The following is a 16,592-nucleotide window of genomic DNA, read 5'->3' as shown; positions in this document are numbered from 1 at the left end:
GTTTCACGAGAGAGCAGCAGCTCTCAGGGGAAGATGATGTCGAGGCTGCGCCAGTCCTTGGCCGCGGTCGCGCAATTGCTGGCCCAGTCGGGCGAGTAGTTGACATGATCGGGAACCTGCACCGGCCAGAAGCAGGTGACGTAGCAGTCATAGATGTCGCGCTCGGCCGGCTGGCACAGGCCTGCCGTGCCGCCGCCCGCATCGACTTCCCAGCCCGGCGAGAACGAGATCGAGCAGCCCATCGGCGTGTGCATCGGCTTCTGCTGGAGCGCGACGACGTCTTCCTCGGTCGAAGAAATGGTTTCCTCGATCCGCAGCGCCTTCTTGTTGAGGGGTTTCAGGTGCTTCATGACAAGCCCTTTCGTGCAGCAAAGCGTTCAAGAAATTCAGGATTTCGCTGGGCGACGGTGCCGTAGATCTTCAGGCAGGCCTCGGTCCATTCGCGGATCCAGTCGCAGTAGTGCAGGTTGGCGTGGCCGGTGTCGCCGTAGCGGACGAAGGCCTCGTGATGGCAGCCACCGGCGCAGAGCGGGCGGGCCCAGCAGGACGCGCATTCGTACTTTGCGCCGACATGGCCGCGCGTGAGGAAGTCGGTGCGCTTTTCCTTGTCGAGCCCGGTGGTGACGTGGCCGAGCACATGCGTGTCGGCATCGGTGAAGCGGTGGCAGGGTGACAGATCGCCCGAAGGGCTGACGCCGACAAGGCCGAGGCCAGCGCCGCAGGGGTGCGACTTGTTGGTGCCCTGGATCAGCTCGCTGATCGTCTCAGAGACGTTGGAGAAGCCATGCATCTCGCCGCGCAGGGCATAGGCGAGCCATTCGGCGGCGAGCTCGTGGAACGCGGCGACGACCGTGTCCATGCCCTCGTCATCGAGCGTGTAGGCCTGCTGGCCGGAGTCCGTGACTGGGGCGAAGCCGACTTCGTGGAAGCCGAGGTCGTCCTTGAGGTGGCGATAGATGCGGATCACGTCGGTCACGCCTTCGGTCAGCGTGACGCGGGCCGTGATCGCGCGGGTCTTGTGCCCGGCGATGAGCTTCCTCAGGCGCGGCTCCATCACCGCGTAGGAGCCCTTGCCGTTCTTGTAGACGCGGTGGCGGTCCTGCAGGTCGGGCGGGCCGTCCATCGAGACGGTCACGCCGATTGCCTGATCCGACAGGAACTGGATGATCTCGTCGGTCAGCAGCGTTGCGTTCGTGGTCAGGCTGTAGGTCATGCGCTTGCCCGCCGCAGCAGCGGCTTCGTTGGCATAGAGCACCACGTCGCGCAGGAGCTTGAAATTCATCAAGGTCTCGCCGCCGAAGAAGGTGATGTGCGGCACCTCACGCTCGCCCGAACTCTTGAGCAGGAAGTCGACCGAGGTCCTGGCTGTTTCCAGCGTCATGTACTTGGGCTTGCCCGCAGGCGTGGCGATCTTGTCGGCGCCGAATTCGTAGCAATAGGTGCAGGCAAGATTGCACTGGTTGGTGACGTTGAGCACCAGCGCCTGCAGCGGATAGTCCTCGGGCGGAGCCGCCGGGGCGAGGGGAGCTTCGCGGATCTCGTCCGAGACGATGCCGCGAACGGCGCGCAACTCGCGGATCAGGTCTTCGGCATCGGCGCGCGAATAGCCCTTCTCGACCAGCGCACCAACCATCTCGCCATAGGCCATCTGGCGCTCGCCAAGCACGGCCATGACACTGGCCGCGCCTTCATCCAGCGCGAAGATTGCCCCTGCGGAGGCAAGGTAGACGAAGCCCGCGCCATCGGCTTCGAACAGGTGGATGTCGCCGCGGCGATACTTGGGGGCGAGGATCGTGGTCACTTGGCCACCTCCGGCTGATCCCAGCGCTTGTAGGCGGGCACGGTGACGACGAGGAACGCCTTGCCGGTCAGCGGCTTGCCGAGGCTGTCCTTCTCGGACTTCGCCGTGGCGACGACCCAGACCTCGCCATAGTTGTTGCGGCCCCACTTGCGCGCAGGGTTCGGCCCGTCGATCGCCGGGGTGAACAGCGCGGTCGGGCTGAGCTTGCCGACGTAGTTGACGTCATCGTCGTAATAGACCGTCGGCAGTTCCTCCATCGCCCAAGTCACGTCGATGGGCCCGAGCGAGACGTCGTCTGCCGTGTAGGGCTTGCCGTCGAGCCCGGCGTCGTAGCCAAGCGCGTCGAACTGCTGGTAGCCGGGCGTATGCTTCTCGCTGCCGCCGAGGCGGGCGATGGCGGTTTCGGGCGTGACCTTGATATAATCGACCTTTTTGTAGACCGGCAGGCCAGCGGCCAGGATCGAGCCGCCCACGCCGACGTCATGCGCACCGACGGTGGCATCGGGGGCGACATCGACGGTGAGCACCGCCTCGGTCGGGCTGGCGGAAACCACCTTGGTCACCGTTATGCCTTTGCCGAGGTCGATGTCCGAAGCCTTCAGGCCTGCCGGGAAGGCATCGCCGATCAGCTTGAGCGATGCGCCCTTGGTCCCGGCCTTCAGCGCGTAGGGCCAGGTGGCGACGACCGTCGGTTCCGCGGCGGCGCGGGTCAGCTTCACGTTGAAGCCGAACTCGGTGTAATCGCCCCAGAACCAGCGGCCTTCCGCGCTCCTGCGGTCGGGCGAGAACTGCATCGCCTCGCGCGTTTCATGGTCCTGCGGTGCATCCGGCCGTGCCCCGGCAGGGCCGCTCGACGACGTGCCGCGCCAGGAATATCCGGTGTAGACCAGACCCTTGCCGCTGCGGGTGAGGGTGGAGCCATCGGCCAGCGATTTCAGCGTGATGGTGGTAGTGTAATCGTCATCCGCGCCAGCGGGCCTCAGCATCATCTCGCCAACATAAAGCCCCTTGCCGGGCAGGAAGGCGTTGACCAGCCACTTGCCGCCGAGCTTGGCCGACGACTGCCGCGCCTGCCACCTCGTCCATTCGGGCGTCATCAGCGGCGCGTTCTTGTTCATGTATTCGAGCGCCACTTCCACCGGCAGCGGCTTGGGCGCGCCATTGGCGGGGACAGGCTGCGTCGGGTCTTCCACGGGCTTGCGGAACTGCGCGTCAGCCTGCGAATACATGGCGACGTGCAAGTTGCGCAGCAGGCTCCATTCCGCCTTCGAACGGCGCCACGACAGCGGCTGGGCAAAGGCATGGCAGGCCGCGCAGGACTGGCGGATCGTCTCGTTGGGAATGTTGCTTTCGACCACGATGCGGTGCTCGGGCAGGTAGGAAACCGGCTTTGCTTCCTCGGGCGAAAGGCCGTTGCTGGCCGAGAGCGAGCGGATCACCGCCTTGGCTTCAGCGGGCGTGATCGACAGGCCGTTGAGCGAGGCCATGCGGCGGATGACCTGTGCCCAGCCTTCAGGCGTGGTCCGCACCCAGGAAATGCGCGAGAGGTTGCCCTTCGCATCTGCGGTATGGCAAGTGCCGCATTTTTCGACGACCAGCGGATCCTTGATGGCGATGCCGGCCTCGGTTTCCATCGGGTTAGAAGGATCGCGTGGCGGCTCCTTGGCGGACTGTGCCAGCACGATCGAGGCAGGGAGCGCGGTCAGGGCAAGGAATTGCAGAAGATGCCGACGGTGCGGGCGCTTTGCCCCAGTCTGGCTAACATCCGTGGCAAGATCACGGGCAGCAGTTTCGGCCAAAGTCATGGTCGCGATTTCCCCCTTGGCAGGCCGTGTCCGCAACGAGTCGAACGCGGTGTCAGGGCAAAGACTGGACAGATGTCAAAAGTTCGTCAACGCCTTTGTTTTTGCGGTTGCGAAAAGGGTTTGGCGCTGTACCAGATGATACTCGCGCATGACCAAGGCAGGGGCCATACGCTGATCGCGCACACCGTTCAGTGGCAAGCCGACACGTGCATCGGGCAAATGCGGCGAACCGCAGCCGCAAGGTTGACGACCGCCCCTCGATCATGCCAGAGGCAGCGCATCCGGCAGCCCCGGATCAGGCAGCCTCCACGGCCGCGCGGGTGTAGCTCAATGGTAGAGCAGCAGCTTCCCAAGCTGAATACGAGGGTTCGATTCCCTTCACCCGCTCCAGCCTCTTATTTCGCCGCATCGCTGAGTTCAGGGTTGGCTTATCCCTTCGCCCGCTCCATTCTCACACGCAATCGCGCGCGTCGGCTTCTCTGTCCTCCATCACGGCGCGCCAGACGAGCGCGATGGTGTGCCACGCCAGCAGGCTGGGGGCCAGGATGTTCAGGATCGGCCGGATGAACATGCCGAGCCCGATGCCGTGCTGGACGGTGACGGTGCGCCCGGCAAAGAAGCTGTCCTGGATCATCGAAGGGATGGTCGAAAATACGATCTCGCCGGGAAGTGACAGGACATAGGCGATGACGATGGCGGCGGGGCGCAGCCAGCCTTCCCAGCGCTCCATCATCACGAACAGCAGTATCAGGGCGGGGGTGTAGCCACCGGCTTCCGAAGTGATCAGGGCGAGGCTGACGGCCAGCAGCGTGGCCCGGTGGGCCGGCACCGCCTGTGGGCGGAACCAGATGGCGGCGGCACCGAGCACCATGCTGGCCTGACCCAGGCGAAGGATCAGGGAAATGATCGGATCGCCGGTCTCGACCAGCTGCGAACCGATCAGTGCAGTGATCGGGAAATCGGTGCTGTTCAGCAGCGACTTCATCGGGATGAACGTCACCGGATACCAGACATCAAGGACGCTTGCGGCATTGAAGCCGCCAGAGAAGGCCGTGATGTTGCGGACGATCTCGCCGGGCGTGCCGATGCCGAGCATGGCAAAGGAGGCGAGGTAGACAGCGACAAAGGCGATTGCGCCGCCTTCGAACCAGCGCCAGCGGCGACGCAGCAGTTGTGCCGCCAGGGCTGCCACCAGATAGACCTTGAGATTGATCGCTACGGCAAGGCTCAGCCACCGCAGGCGGGCCGACTTCAGCAACGGGCCAAAGGCCAGGATCATGCAGGCAAAGGCCAGCAGGATGAGATTGCCGCGCTCCAGGCCATAAAGCAGCGGCATGCCCGCGGTGAGCGCAAAGGACCGCGGTATGGCGGTGCGCCGGTCCAGCTTGGCAAATGCCAATGCGCAAAGGACGATATCCAGAAGATAGAAGCCATGGATCGCGGCGATGCCGAGCCAGTCACACGTGCGGACCTCGAGCCCGGCCGTCGTCTGCGCATAGCAGGATGCGAGGCCGAGGGGGCGCAGGACGACGAACGAAATCGGCGGGTAGATCGAGGCCCAGCTGTCGTAGATGCCGCGGTCGTGCGCCCACCATGCGGTGTTGAACCAGTCCATCCAGGTGTCGGACGATTCATAGAAGAACGGCTGCGGCAGATATCCCCGCGTGACGAGGTGCCACATGTTCCACACGGTCATCGCGGCAATGAGCGCGGCCATCGCCCATTCGAAGCGGAGCCCTGCGCGTCTGGCCATGATCACGAGGCCGAGGGCCGGAAGACCCAGCGCTTGAGGACGAGATAGTTCAGGATGACACCGAAGGCGGTGGTTGCCGCGCCCGCGGCATAGGGGTTGGGTATGTACTGCGAAGCCAGGCGCAGGACGAGCAGGTTGACGATGTAGTTGCCGAGGTATGAAGCCACGAAGCGGAGTTTTGCCGGGCCGCTGCCGATGAACACGCCGCGCGAGTAGGTGACATAGTTGAACGCGGTGCCAAGGACGTACCCGATGGCCTGCGCCAGATACCGATCGAGGCCCAGCCATACCAGAGCGGCATATATGCCGAAGCCGAAGGCGGTGTTCATCGCTCCGGCAACCAAATAGCGCACAATCTCAACCATGCCCGCGCGCGGCATGTCAGTAATCTTGCGGGAAATTGTAGCGTTCCCGTTCGTGGACGAGCGGGGCTGCCCGGGTCCGCTCCGAAATCTGACGAACATGGTCTCCCATAAGCCCAAGGAAGCCGAAGATCAGCGAAACCTGCGCCTGCATCACGCTGCCGATCAGCCACCCGGCGATGGGGCGACCGGTAAAGAAGGCGATGCCTGCGCCGACCAGCATGGCCAAGGCGATCACGATGCCGACCACTCCGAAGTAAAGCGGCACGCGCAGGAGACGCTTGGACGATCCGGTCAACCCCGTTACCGCGAAGTCGAGCAGAGTGAAGAAGTTGTTCTTCGATGCGCCACGCGCCCGGGGCGGGCGGACATAGCCGATCGTTTCAAGCGGGAAGCCCGTTTCTACCAGCAGCCCGCGATAGAACGGTTCAGGCTCATTCAGCGCCTTGATCGCATCGACGACGCGGCGGCTGTAGAGACCAAAGCCGGTGGCATTGGGAATGGTCTGGAAATCGCCGAAGTTCTTGGCGAGCCAGTAGGACAGGCCACGCACCGCGCGTAGCACGGTTCCGGAATCCTCGGCTTCGCGGACGCCCAGTACGATGTCCACGCCTGCTCGCCAGCGTTCCACGAACTGAGGAAGCAGGGCAGGCGAATCCTGGAAATCGGCGCACATGCCGATGACAGCCCGCCCGCGCGCGGCGAAGATCCCATGCGTGGGCGAGCGCATCTGCCCGAAATTGCGGGTGTTGACGATCAGGCGGATGCGCGGATCGCGCGCGCACATTTCCCGGATGATCGGCACCGTGCGGTCGGTGGAGCAATTGTCGATGAACAGGATTTCGAAGCTGGCTCCGGTCTTCTCAAGCTCGGCGATGACCGCCGCGGCAATGGCTTCGGCGTTGAGTTCCTCGTTGTAGCACGGGATCACGACCGAGATGTCCTCGATCCCGGTGGCATCTGCCGAAACGAGAGCGCGTGTCTGGGCGGTGCTGGCGCAGGTCATTGCACGACCTTTCGCGGCTCTCCCGGGGGAGGACGCAGCTTGTAGAATTCCACGGCCAGCCCGAGCAGCAACAGGAGCAGCCCGATCGCCAGGGCAGGGAGGTTGTACTGGCGGTCCGGATCGACATAGGCCGGTTCGAGAATGCGGATGTTGGCAGTGGAAGTCAGGTCCTCGACCGACGTGCCCTGCAGGAAGCGCTTGTAGTTGTCGTAGAGCGACTGGGCGACATCAAGCTCGCGCCGCAGCCTGAGGCCCTTGGTCGATTCCTGGACCACCTGCCCGACCGAGCCGCGCTGTTGCGGCTGGGGTTCGGCTGCAAGCGCGCGACGCCGCAGCAGTTCCTGCAGTTCAACCTGGGCGCGCTGAACGAGAATGTTCTGGTCCGTGGCGAAACGGCGCAGCGCATTGAGTTCGGACTGCTTGGCCTCGATCTGCGCATCGAGCGCAGGGACTTTCTTGGCCACTTCCTGCACCGCCGACTGAGGATCGCCATAGCGCGTGTTGAGGCGGAAGGTATCGAATTCGGCCTGTGCCCGATCCAGCCGCTGCGCTGCCTGATCGACCAATTGTTCCAGAATGCGGCGCTTGTAGGCGGTTTGCTCGCGCGAGATCACGCCAAGCTGCTCGCGCACCGCATCGGCATAAGTTGCGACCACATCGCGCGCGAAATCACCGTCGCGGCGGACCATTTCGATCTCGATGATCCCGCCGCGCATGATGCGTACGTCGACGTTCTTTTCTAGCCAGCGCAGGCCTTGCGTCTCGTTCAGGCCAAGCCGCTCACCCAGCTTGACGCGCCGGGCGACGAGCTGGCGGACATAGACGCTGCGCGCGACCTTCAGGCTGACTTCGATCGCCGTCTGGTTGCCGAAGATGTTGGCGCCGGCACCAAGCTGGCTGAGCGTGCCCGAAAGGCCGAGCGTGGAGGGATCGCTTGGCGTCAGGCTTACCGCGGCGCGGTAGTTCTGCGGGTAAACCGTGAACACGGCACAGATCACCAGCGCGACAGCAAGACCGGTGCGACGGACGCGGTCGTTGCCGATGATACGCCCGTGCACGAGGCTGCCGACAAGGCTCTTGCGCGGTGTCATCACTTGATCGCCGCAAGGGCTGCGGCACTGATGCCGGCTTGGAAGATGATTTGGGTAATGTCCTTGATCTTGGCCAGCAGCGTGGACGATTGCGTGCGCACCGGCACGAACAGCACGTCACCCGGCAACGCCGTGCTGTCGAGCGCGCCCTTGCGTTTGGTCTCCACTGCGCCATTGGCGTGGACAACGAAGATCGCGCCCTTGTCGGCCGAGCGCTGGACGCCGCCGGCCGATTCCAGATAGTCCTTCACCTTGCCGCTGCGTGCCGGATCGAGCAGGAACGAGGCCGGCCGGTATACCGCGCCGAATACGCCCACCGTATCGACGCGCGGCGGAACGATGATGCGGTCGTTGTTTTCGAGGACGACCGTTTCGGGCAGGCTCGTCGCGGTCGGCGTGATGTTCATCACCAAGCGCCCATCGGGTTCTGCGGTGCGCATTCTTTGCAGCAGGGCCCTGGCCGATGCCAGTTGCGCTTCACGGTCAGGCTGGCTTTGCGAGGCATAGCCGGTGAGGGCGGCGGCATTGACCATCTGTTCAAGCTGTTCGACCGCAGCCCTGAAGCTTTCGCGCTGTTGCTCGCGGACCGTGGCGCGGCTGAACACCGTTCCATAGACGAATGCCCGGCTGGTGAAGCCGCCGGCAAGGCGGACGACTTCGCTGACCGATGTGCCGGGGGCGACGAAGTAGTTTCCGGGCCGCTGAACCTCGCCCTCGAGCCGCACGAGGACGGACTGCTTTTCTATGGGGCGGGCGAGGCTGCCCTTGGCGAGGATCTGGAGAACGTCGCCGCCCTCGGCCGGGGAGAGGGCGAGCTGGGCGCGAGGCAGCTCGCGGCTGCCGACGCTGTCGCGGTCTGCAAGGCGGTAGAGGATGACACGATCGGGATCGGCCAGCTGGTTCGGGCCGCCGGCGTAGGCCAGAAGATCCTCCAGCGTCTCCTGTCCGCGCAGTTCGTAGATCGCCTCCTCGTTGGCGCTGCCGATCACCGCGACCTGCTTGCCGACTGCGGGCACGAACAGCACGTCCTCGTTGCGCAGGATCGGATCGCGTGAACGATCGCCCTTGCGCAGGATATCGTAGAGATCGAAATCCTGCACTTCCTGCCCGTTGCGGTAGAGCTTGACGCTGCGCAGGCTGCCGCCCGCATTGGGGCCGCCCGCAGCGACCAGAGCACCGAGCAGCGTAGACAGGGAATTCACGGTATAGACGCCCGGTTTCTGCGCGAAGCCTGTCACGAACACCCGGATGCCGTGGAGCTTCTTGATGCTGACAGACACGTCGTAGCCGCGATATTGCGCGCCGATCGCCTGCGAGACGTGCCGCTTGAGATCGCGATAGCGCACCCCGATGAGGCTGACCTCGCCAATGTTCGGGAGAAAGATGCGCCCGTTGGCGTCGACCGGGAATTCGGCGCTGCCGACGACCGATCCGGTCAGGTTGATTGCAATGACATCGCCCACGCCGATGGGATAATCGGGCGGAATGACGAGGGCCGAGGGCACGGAGTAATCGGTGGCACTTGGCACCAGCAGATCGGCGCCGAAGCGCGGCACCTTGCGGCCAGCCATGCTGGCGAGGAACTGTTCGAATTCGCTAAGCTTCGGTTCGGGGCGTTCGATATCGCCGCCCGATGTTACGCGGGCGGCCTTGTCGGTGCCGGAACCGGACGAGCCTTCGGCGGTAACGTCGCGCTCGGTGCTGCTTCTTGCCGATGGCGTGATGTCGAGCGGCGTGAACTGGGTCGAGGTATTTGTGCTTTCGCTGTCGCTGCTGTCACGCTGCCCATTCTGCTGCGAGTTCTGTTGCGAGTCCTGCTGCGCAAGTGCGGGCATGGCAAAGGCCAGCAAGCCCCCGGCGAGGGCGGGAACTATGGCCCGCGCGAAAGGCGCGGTGCGAGCGGGGGAGGGGTTGATAGGCATGACGTCTTCTTTTCTCGATCAGGCTGGGGCCGGCACGCCGGGAACAAGGGCCTTGGGGTGCGACTGTCCGAGCCAGTCCATCGTTTCTCTGATGCCCTGAAGCAGCGGCACGCGGGCTATCCCGTGCGTCCGGAGAAGGGCATCGTAGCGTGCGCCGTCCCCGTGATAGATGTCGGCATCGGGCGCGGTGATCGCCGCACGCTCGACGCTGCCTTCCGGCATCAGGCTGGCGACGAGCCGGGCGACGTCCCCCAGCTCCATCGGCTCTCCACCGCTGTCGAACCGCGATACGCCCTGCCCGCGCAGCATTGTGGCGAGGACCAGGCTCAGCAGTTCGCGCAAGCTGGCGTAGGCGCGGACGACTTGGCGGGGACTGCGCACTGCGATCGGCCTGCCTGCCAGCGCGTCAAGGATAAAGCTGGCGATGGCATAGGCTTCGGGCTTGTTGATGCGGGGGCCGAGCACGGCATAGATGCGCACGATGGCGGCTGTGGCCTGACGATCCTGTGCCCATTTGCCGAAGCGCTCTTCCTCTTCGAGCTTGAGCTGCCCGTAGAGTTCGAGCGCACCTTGGGCGCTGCCGTCTTCCGCTTTTGCGGCGGCGCCTGACGAGGCAACGAACAGACCGGTGGTGCCGATCGCGTCCAGTGCGTCAAGCACTTGTCCGGTGATGGCGCGATTGGCCGCGGCGTAATCACGCTCGTCCATCCCCGACGCGCGGTCCTTGGTCAGGAAGGCGGTGTGAAATACCCAGGTCGGGGCATGGGGGAGGTCGGCAATGGAAGAAAGCGCGGCTTGCGGCAGAGTGCTGCCGTCAGCCAGTGTCAATTCTCTGGCGCTCGATCCGAAAGCGCGGACCCGGGCGCGCAGAGCGTCAGGACCAAGCGCGGCGTTCAGCAGATCGAGCAGCGCAAGGCCGATCCATCCACCCGAACCGGTGATGACGATCCGATGCCCGTCCCGGCGCAGAGCTTCCGCCACGATCGGATCAAGCATGGACGCCTGCCAGAATGGTGGAGGCAAGGTCTCCGAACCGGTCAAAGCTGCGGTCGGGGTCGGGGATGTAGTCAGCTTTTGCGTAGCCGTGGGTGAGGAACATGAACGGAATGCCGAGGCAGTCGGCCACGGCGTGATCGATTTCGCTGTCGCCAATGAACAGGCAATCGCGCGGCCGAACCTGCAGTTCCTCAAGGACCGCTTCGAGAAGATCGGGTGCAGGTTTGGACGGAATCCCCGGGCGTCCGCCCACGACCGAAGAGAACAGGTGCGCCAGATCGGTGTCGGCGAGGACCTGGTCGACGAGTGGCTGTGGCTTGTTCGAGCAGATTGCCAGCGTGAAACCCGCCTCGCGCAGGTCGATCAGACCTTTCTCGACATCGGCGAAGAGCGAGTTGCGCGCAGTTCGCTTGGTGGCATATCGCGCGCGGAACTCGGCTATTTCCTCGTCGGGATCGGCACAGGCGCTCCCGAGCAGCGCGGCGACCATGCGGGGACCGCCTTCGCTCATCCACGGCCGGGCAAACTCCGGGTCGATGACGAGATCGCTGCCACGGTCGCGCAGCATGTCGTCGAGAATCTCGACGCATATCGCGCAACTATCGACGAGCGTGCCGTCGAGGTCGAAGATCAGCGATTTCTGCACCCCCGCCATGGCCTATCTCAGGATGGCGCAGGGGCTCATGGCCTCTGCCAGTTCGGCATCGCTGAGGAAAGGCGAAAGGTCTTCCAGCGGCGGCGATACCATCGAGCCATCGGCCAGGCGGCGGCTGGACAGCTTGGGTTCGAACTGCTGACCCTTGTCTATCATCACTTCGCACAGCTGGGGCCCCGGACCATCCAGCGTCGCCCGAATGGCCGAATGCAGCTCACCATCGCGGCAGGCCTTGCGTGCGGGAAGTCCGAAACCATCGGCCAGTCTTGTGAAGTCGGGAAATGTCAGGCCGCTGTCTGGCCCGCAACCAACCGAAAAGCCGCTGAAGTGCGCAACCTGGGACTGGCGGATCGAATGGTAGCCGTCATTATTGAGGACGAAAATCTTGATTGGCAGCTTGGCGCCGACGATCGTCTGCAATTCCTGCAGGTTCATCATGATCGAACCGTCACCGGCAAGGCAGACGATCCGCTTGGGTGCGCCACCCATGGCTGCGGCCCCGAAGTATGCACCGATCGCTGCGGGAAGATCGTAACCCATGCTGGCGCAGCCGGAGTTGGTGTAGAGCCGCTGGCCGGCCTTGATGCGTGCCGCCTGGAAAATCGTGACGCAGGCCGTACCGTCACCGGTGACGATGATGTCACCCTCGTCCAGTTCCTCGAACAGGGCTTCGGCAAACACGTAAGGGTTGCTTGGTCCCTCGCTTGAGCGCATCGAATCCAGCACGGCGGGGTATCGCGCAGAGCGTTCGCGACTGCGGGCGAGATAGGCTGCCCTGTGCGCTTCGCCAGCCGCTGGAATGGGCATGGACCGTGCCGCGGCGAAGAAGGCTCGCAGGTCAGCATGAATCGGTCGGTGAAGGCGCAGCGTCGGCTTGGCGAGTTCGGCGCTGTCGATGTCGACCATGGCCACCCGTGCATTGCGGGCAAAGCTGCCCCAGTTATAGCTGATCTGGCGGACATTGAGGCGGCTACCGAGTACGAGGACGTAGTCTGCCGCCTGGACCGCGAAGTTGCCGCCACGATCGCCCACGCTGCCGGGCCGCCCGACATAAAGCGGGTGCGCATCCGGCAAGGCGTCGTGCGCGTTCCAGCCGGTCACGACCGGGGCACCGAGACGTTCGACGAATTCGAGAAACGCGGCATGCGTGCCTGACAGGCGGACACCGGCGCCCACGAACACGACCGGGCGTTCGGCTGCCGTGATCTCTGCCAGCAAAGCGCCGACTTCTGCTTCAAGGTCAGTGCCTTCGAGAGCGCCGGCCTCTGCATCGGTATTGCTCGGAAGGTCGGCCAGACCTTCGTCGGACGCAGGATCATAACCTGCCAAGGCTTCGGGATCTACCGGGGCTGCCTGAACGTCGATCGGTACGTCGATCCAAACCGGGCCGGGCCTGCCCCTTCGGGCGAGGTGAATGGCGCGTTCGACCACCCGGCGCGTGTCTTGCGGGTCCTGCAGCAAGACGGCATACTTGGTAATCGGGCGCGCCATCGCGATGATGTCGACTTCCTGATCGCCAAGCTGGCGCAGGGGAATCTGCGGATAGTTACCCGCGATGGTCTCGCGCTTCACCTGCCCCGAAACGACGATCATCGGGACGGAATCGACATAGGCGCCATATACGCCGTTAAGGGCGTTCACGCCGCCCGGACCGGTCGTCACGTTGACCAGGGCGGGGCGTCCGGTGAGACGCCCGTAGCTTTCCGCGGCAATGGCGCAGGCCTGTTCGTGGTGGGAGAAGATCTTGCGCAGGCCCGCTTCCCGGCCGAACGCATCGTTCAGGTGCATGGCACCTCCGCCCGTCAGCATAAAGCAATCGCTGATGCCATGCTGGACGAGCAGACGCGCGATCAGGTCTGCAACACGAATAGTCTGCGCCATGGGGTCAGGCTGCTTCCGCCGTGCGGGCCGACACCTTCTGGCGGGCTTCCATCATCTCGATGCGGGCGGCGTCCTCCTCGGCGATGCCGCGGTAGAAATCGCGCTTGTTCTTCAGCCAGAGCAGTTCGAACTCGATCGCAAGTTCCATGCCGGCCTGGGCACGGCCATCATCGGCCACGATGGAATCGAACACGACCTTGCGGGTCTCGAAGCGGTCAAGCCGGTGGCGACGCGCGCCCGAAAGAAGCGGGATCGAATCCGGGCTGACACCGCCGCCCACGACCAGTTCGATGCCGCGAATGCGCGCTTCCTGCGCCACGCGGTTGACGTAGGCCGCCATGTCCGGTGAATTCACGAAGCCGCGATCCTGACCGAGCGAGCCTGCAAAATCCACGCGGCCGAAGACGAAGCCGACCTTGCCTGCCTGCGCCACGCCGCCAAGTTCCTCGAGATGCTCGAACGTTGCCGCAGTTTCGACGTTGAACAGGAAGGACATGTCCTCCTGCTCCTTTGCCGGAAACACCTTGTTCTTGGCAGCGATGAACTTGCTGAGCGCATAGGGCGTTTCGACCATCGGGGCGATGATCATGTCGACGCCGTACTGGCGGGCTTCGATAAGATCGCGGATGGCCTCGCACCCGCCGATCTTCAGTGCCACCTTGAGTCCGGCGCGGCGCGCCAGTTCGAGCAGGCGAAGGAATTCATCGGAGCGTGTGCCTTCGGCTTCGAATTCCGCCTTGACCGCAACGAAACCGAGATCTTTCCGACCCTTTTCGAGAATGGCAAGCATTTGCTTTTCGTAAGTATTCATCTTGTCATCCTGTCCTTTTAACCAACAGATCAGCGCTTGCCGTTGACGAAATTGGCGAGCATTTCCACGCTGTAGGAAAGATGGTCTTCGGTAAGACCCGGATAGAGACCAATCCAGAAGGTGTTGGTCGTCACGAGATCGGCGTTGGCAAGGTCGCCAACGACACGAACATTGCGCCCCTTCATGTAGGGCTGATGCAGCAGGTTGCCGCCAAACAGCAGGCGCGTGCCGACCTGCTTGTCATTGAGGTACTGGACGAGCTCTTCGCGGTTCAGGCCGCTTTCGGGGCGGATCGTCAGCGGGAAGCCGAACCAGCTTGGCATGCTGCGCGGGGTGGCCTCCGGAAGGATGAAGACATCCTCGAGCGGGCGCATCAGTTCGATCAGTTTGGCAAAGTTGCGACTGCGCGCGGCAATGAAATCATCGACCTGGGCAAGCTGGGCGAGGCCCACGGCAGCCTGCATGTCGGTAATCTTCAGGTTATAGCCGACATGGCCGTACGTGTACTTGTGGTCATAGCCGTGCGGCAGGGTGCCGAGGCGACGGGCAAAGCGCTTGCCACAGGTGTTGTCCTGACCGGGCGCACACCAGCAATCCCGGCCCCAGTCGCGGATGGATTCGACCACGCGCTTGAGGCGCGGCTTGTCGGTGAACACAGCGCCGCCTTCGCCCATGGTGATGTGGTGGGCAGGGTAGAACGACAGCGTACCGAGATGGCCGAAGGTTCCGACCGGCTTGTCGTCATAAGTGGCGCCAAGCGCGTCGCAGGTGTCCTCGACCACCCAGAGGTTGTACTTCTCGGCAACGCGCATCACCTCGGCAAGGTCGAACGGGTTGCCCAGCGTGTGGGCGATCATGATCGCGCGGGTCTTTTCCGAGACCGCAGCTTCGATCATTTCCGGCTTGATGTTGTAGGTCGGGATGTCGACGTCGACGAACACGGGCACGAGACCGTATTGCAGCGAGGGATTGACCGTCGTGGGAAAGCCGGTGGCGACGGTGATGACTTCGTCACCAGCCTTCAGCGCTTCGCTGCGATGGTAGTGCGACGTGAGCGCGGCCAGCGCGAGAAGGTTTGCCGACGAGCCAGAATTGGTGGTGAGCGCGTGGGCTACGCCCATGCGTTTGGCCAGCTGTTCCTCGAAAAGCGCATTGTAGCGCCCTGTCGTCAGCCACATGTCGAGGCTGGCGTCGACCAGGTTGCGCATCTCGCTTTCGCCCACGACCTTGCCGGACACCGGCACTGGGCTCTGTCCCGGCACGAAGGGGCGAGGGCCGTGGAAACGGCGGGCATATTCGCCAGAAAGGCTCAAGATCAGCTGGCGCAGCTCGGCTTCGTCGGCATGGGCGGCCACGGCCTGAACGTCGGCAGCGCGGGGAAGGGTGTCGGTTGTCATGTCATGCACTGCCTGATTGGAATTGTTGGGCCTGATTGGAATTGCTGGAATTTTTCGCGGTATTCGGTGAGCTGGCCAAGCGAAGTGGCTCTGGCGCAGTCGCCGCGATCCACGGTCTGGTGCCAGGAGACGATGCGCTGCAGCGCTTCGTCGAGCCGCCAGGTCGGCCGCCAGCCGAGGACGCTGCGCGCCTTTGCGCAATCGAGCCTGAGATTGTGCGCTTCGTGCAGGTTGGCCGCAGTTTCCGGACGGTCCCAGCCGGACGCGCCCCACGCTGCGGTCATCCTGTCGGCAATCCAGTCAACCGGCCGAGTGTCGTCATCCGCCGGGCCGAAGTTCCAGCCCTCGGCCGCCCAGGACTTCCCAGAAGCTAGCGCTTCGGCAATCATCAGGTAACCGCCGAGAGCTTCCAGTACGTGTTGCCACGGGCGGATGGCATGAGGGTTGCGAATCAACGGGCGCGCACCGGCGATCAACGCGCGGACGATGTCCGGGATCAGGCGATCCTGTGCCCAGTCGCCCCCGCCGATGACGTTGCCGGCGCGGACCGAGGCAAGACCAGCTGCCCCTTCGGCCGAGAAGAAGCTGCGGCGATAGGCGGAGATCACGATCTCTGCCGCGCCTTTGCTGGCGGAATAGGGATCGTGCCCCCCCATCGGATCGTTTTCGCGATAGGGCCAGAGCCATTCGCGGTTCTCGTAGGCCTTGTCCGAAGTGATGCAGACGATCGCCCGCAGGGCCTTTGCCCGTCTGCACGCTTCGAGCACGTGCACCGTACCCTGGACGTTGGTTGCAAACGTCTCGACCGGCATATCATACGACAGGCGGACCAGAGGTTGCGCGGCCATGTGGAATACGACTTCGGGATCGCTCCGTTCGACCGCAGCCACGCACGTGGGCAGATCGCGAATGTCGCCTTCGATATGGTCGACCAGCGCATCGATCCGTGCCTGGCGGAACAGGCTCGTCTCTTCGGCCGGAAGTGACAGGCCGGTGACCTTTGCGCCCATTTGCGTGAGCCACAAACATAGCCAGCTGCCCTTGAAACCGGTGTGACCGGTCAGCAGGACCCGGCGTCCTGCCCAGAAAGCGGGATCGTGTTGGTGCGCCAT

14 protein-coding genes and 1 tRNA gene are annotated in these 16,592 nt (G+C 63.9%); 1 reads left to right on the top strand and 14 read right to left on the bottom strand.

Annotation, left to right across the window (positions count from 1 at the left end; all coding sequences use genetic code 11):
* Positions 1-23 precede the first annotated feature (23 nt).
* From qhpC to peaA, 3 genes are read right to left on the bottom strand one after another with little or no spacing between them, the layout of a single operon-like run.
* On the bottom strand, positions 24-350 hold the full coding sequence (gene qhpC / locus ACZ1JY_RS08140) for a quinohemoprotein amine dehydrogenase subunit gamma (RefSeq protein ID WP_084278627.1): 327 nt from the start codon (positions 348-350) through the stop codon (positions 24-26).
* Entirely contained in the window at positions 347-1,801 is a 1,455-nt protein-coding gene (gene peaB / locus ACZ1JY_RS08135) for a quinohemoprotein amine dehydrogenase maturation protein (protein ID WP_465128957.1), read from the bottom strand. The genes qhpC and peaB overlap by 4 nt, the downstream gene beginning before the upstream one ends.
* Entirely contained in the window at positions 1,798-3,606 is a 1,809-nt protein-coding gene (gene peaA, locus ACZ1JY_RS08130; protein ID WP_465128956.1) for a quinohemoprotein amine dehydrogenase subunit alpha, read from the bottom strand. The genes peaB and peaA overlap by 4 nt, the downstream gene beginning before the upstream one ends.
* A 316-nt stretch (positions 3,607-3,922) precedes the next feature.
* On the opposite strand from peaA, the gene ACZ1JY_RS08125 reads away from it, so the two are divergent.
* A tRNA-Gly gene (locus ACZ1JY_RS08125) sits at positions 3,923-3,996 on the top strand.
* A 61-nt stretch (positions 3,997-4,057) separates the two neighbouring features.
* Here the strand turns inward: ACZ1JY_RS08125 and ACZ1JY_RS08120 are convergent.
* From ACZ1JY_RS08120 to rfbG, 11 genes are read right to left on the bottom strand one after another with little or no spacing between them, the layout of a single operon-like run.
* Positions 4,058-5,359 carry a hypothetical protein gene (locus tag ACZ1JY_RS08120; RefSeq protein WP_465128955.1) on the bottom strand — a complete coding sequence of 434 codons (1,302 nt, stop codon included), beginning with the start codon at positions 5,357-5,359 and terminating at the stop codon, positions 4,058-4,060.
* Positions 5,360-5,361: 2 nt separating this feature from the next.
* Positions 5,362-5,724 carry a GtrA family protein gene (locus ACZ1JY_RS08115; RefSeq protein WP_162895957.1) on the bottom strand — a complete coding sequence of 121 codons (363 nt, stop codon included), beginning with the start codon at positions 5,722-5,724 and terminating at the stop codon, positions 5,362-5,364.
* A gap of 16 nt (positions 5,725-5,740) precedes the next feature.
* A complete protein-coding gene (locus ACZ1JY_RS08110) occupies positions 5,741-6,727 on the bottom strand; it encodes a glycosyltransferase family 2 protein (RefSeq protein WP_465128954.1) in 987 nt (328 codons plus the stop codon).
* Positions 6,724-7,818: a GumC domain-containing protein gene (locus ACZ1JY_RS08105; RefSeq protein WP_465128953.1), complete on the bottom strand. Its 1,095-nt coding sequence runs from the start codon at positions 7,816-7,818 to the stop codon at positions 6,724-6,726. Before ACZ1JY_RS08105 ends, ACZ1JY_RS08110 begins: the two co-directional genes overlap by 4 nt.
* A complete protein-coding gene (locus ACZ1JY_RS08100) occupies positions 7,818-9,740 on the bottom strand; it encodes an SLBB domain-containing protein (RefSeq protein ID WP_465128952.1) in 1,923 nt (640 codons plus the stop codon). The genes ACZ1JY_RS08105 and ACZ1JY_RS08100 overlap by 1 nt, the downstream gene beginning before the upstream one ends.
* Positions 9,741-9,758: 18 nt before the next feature.
* Positions 9,759-10,736, bottom strand: a complete 978-nt coding sequence (locus ACZ1JY_RS08095) for an NAD-dependent epimerase/dehydratase family protein (RefSeq protein WP_465128951.1) — start codon at positions 10,734-10,736, stop codon at positions 9,759-9,761.
* Complete coding sequence (locus ACZ1JY_RS08090; RefSeq protein WP_118073156.1) at positions 10,729-11,391, bottom strand: HAD family hydrolase; 663 nt, start codon at positions 11,389-11,391, stop codon at positions 10,729-10,731. Before ACZ1JY_RS08090 ends, ACZ1JY_RS08095 begins: the two co-directional genes overlap by 8 nt.
* A 3-nt stretch (positions 11,392-11,394) precedes the next feature.
* Positions 11,395-13,272, bottom strand: a complete 1,878-nt coding sequence (locus ACZ1JY_RS08085; protein ID WP_465128950.1) for a thiamine pyrophosphate-binding protein — start codon at positions 13,270-13,272, stop codon at positions 11,395-11,397.
* 4 nt (positions 13,273-13,276) lie between these two features.
* Positions 13,277-14,083: an aldolase/citrate lyase family protein gene (locus tag ACZ1JY_RS08080; protein ID WP_118073158.1), complete on the bottom strand. Its 807-nt coding sequence runs from the start codon at positions 14,081-14,083 to the stop codon at positions 13,277-13,279.
* A gap of 29 nt (positions 14,084-14,112) precedes the next feature.
* Complete coding sequence (rfbH, locus tag ACZ1JY_RS08075) at positions 14,113-15,480, bottom strand: lipopolysaccharide biosynthesis protein RfbH (RefSeq protein ID WP_465128949.1); 1,368 nt, start codon at positions 15,478-15,480, stop codon at positions 14,113-14,115.
* The gene (rfbG, locus tag ACZ1JY_RS08070; protein WP_465128948.1) at positions 15,477-16,592 is read right to left on the bottom strand and encodes a CDP-glucose 4,6-dehydratase; all 1,116 of its coding nucleotides are present in this window, start codon (positions 16,590-16,592) and stop codon (positions 15,477-15,479) included. Before rfbG ends, rfbH begins: the two co-directional genes overlap by 4 nt.

This window comes from Novosphingobium sp. BL-A-41-Hi4B-X5A (assembly GCF_055521705.1).
The sequence above is the reverse complement of the archived record's forward strand: the minus strand, read 5'-3'. Positions and strand labels throughout refer to the sequence as shown.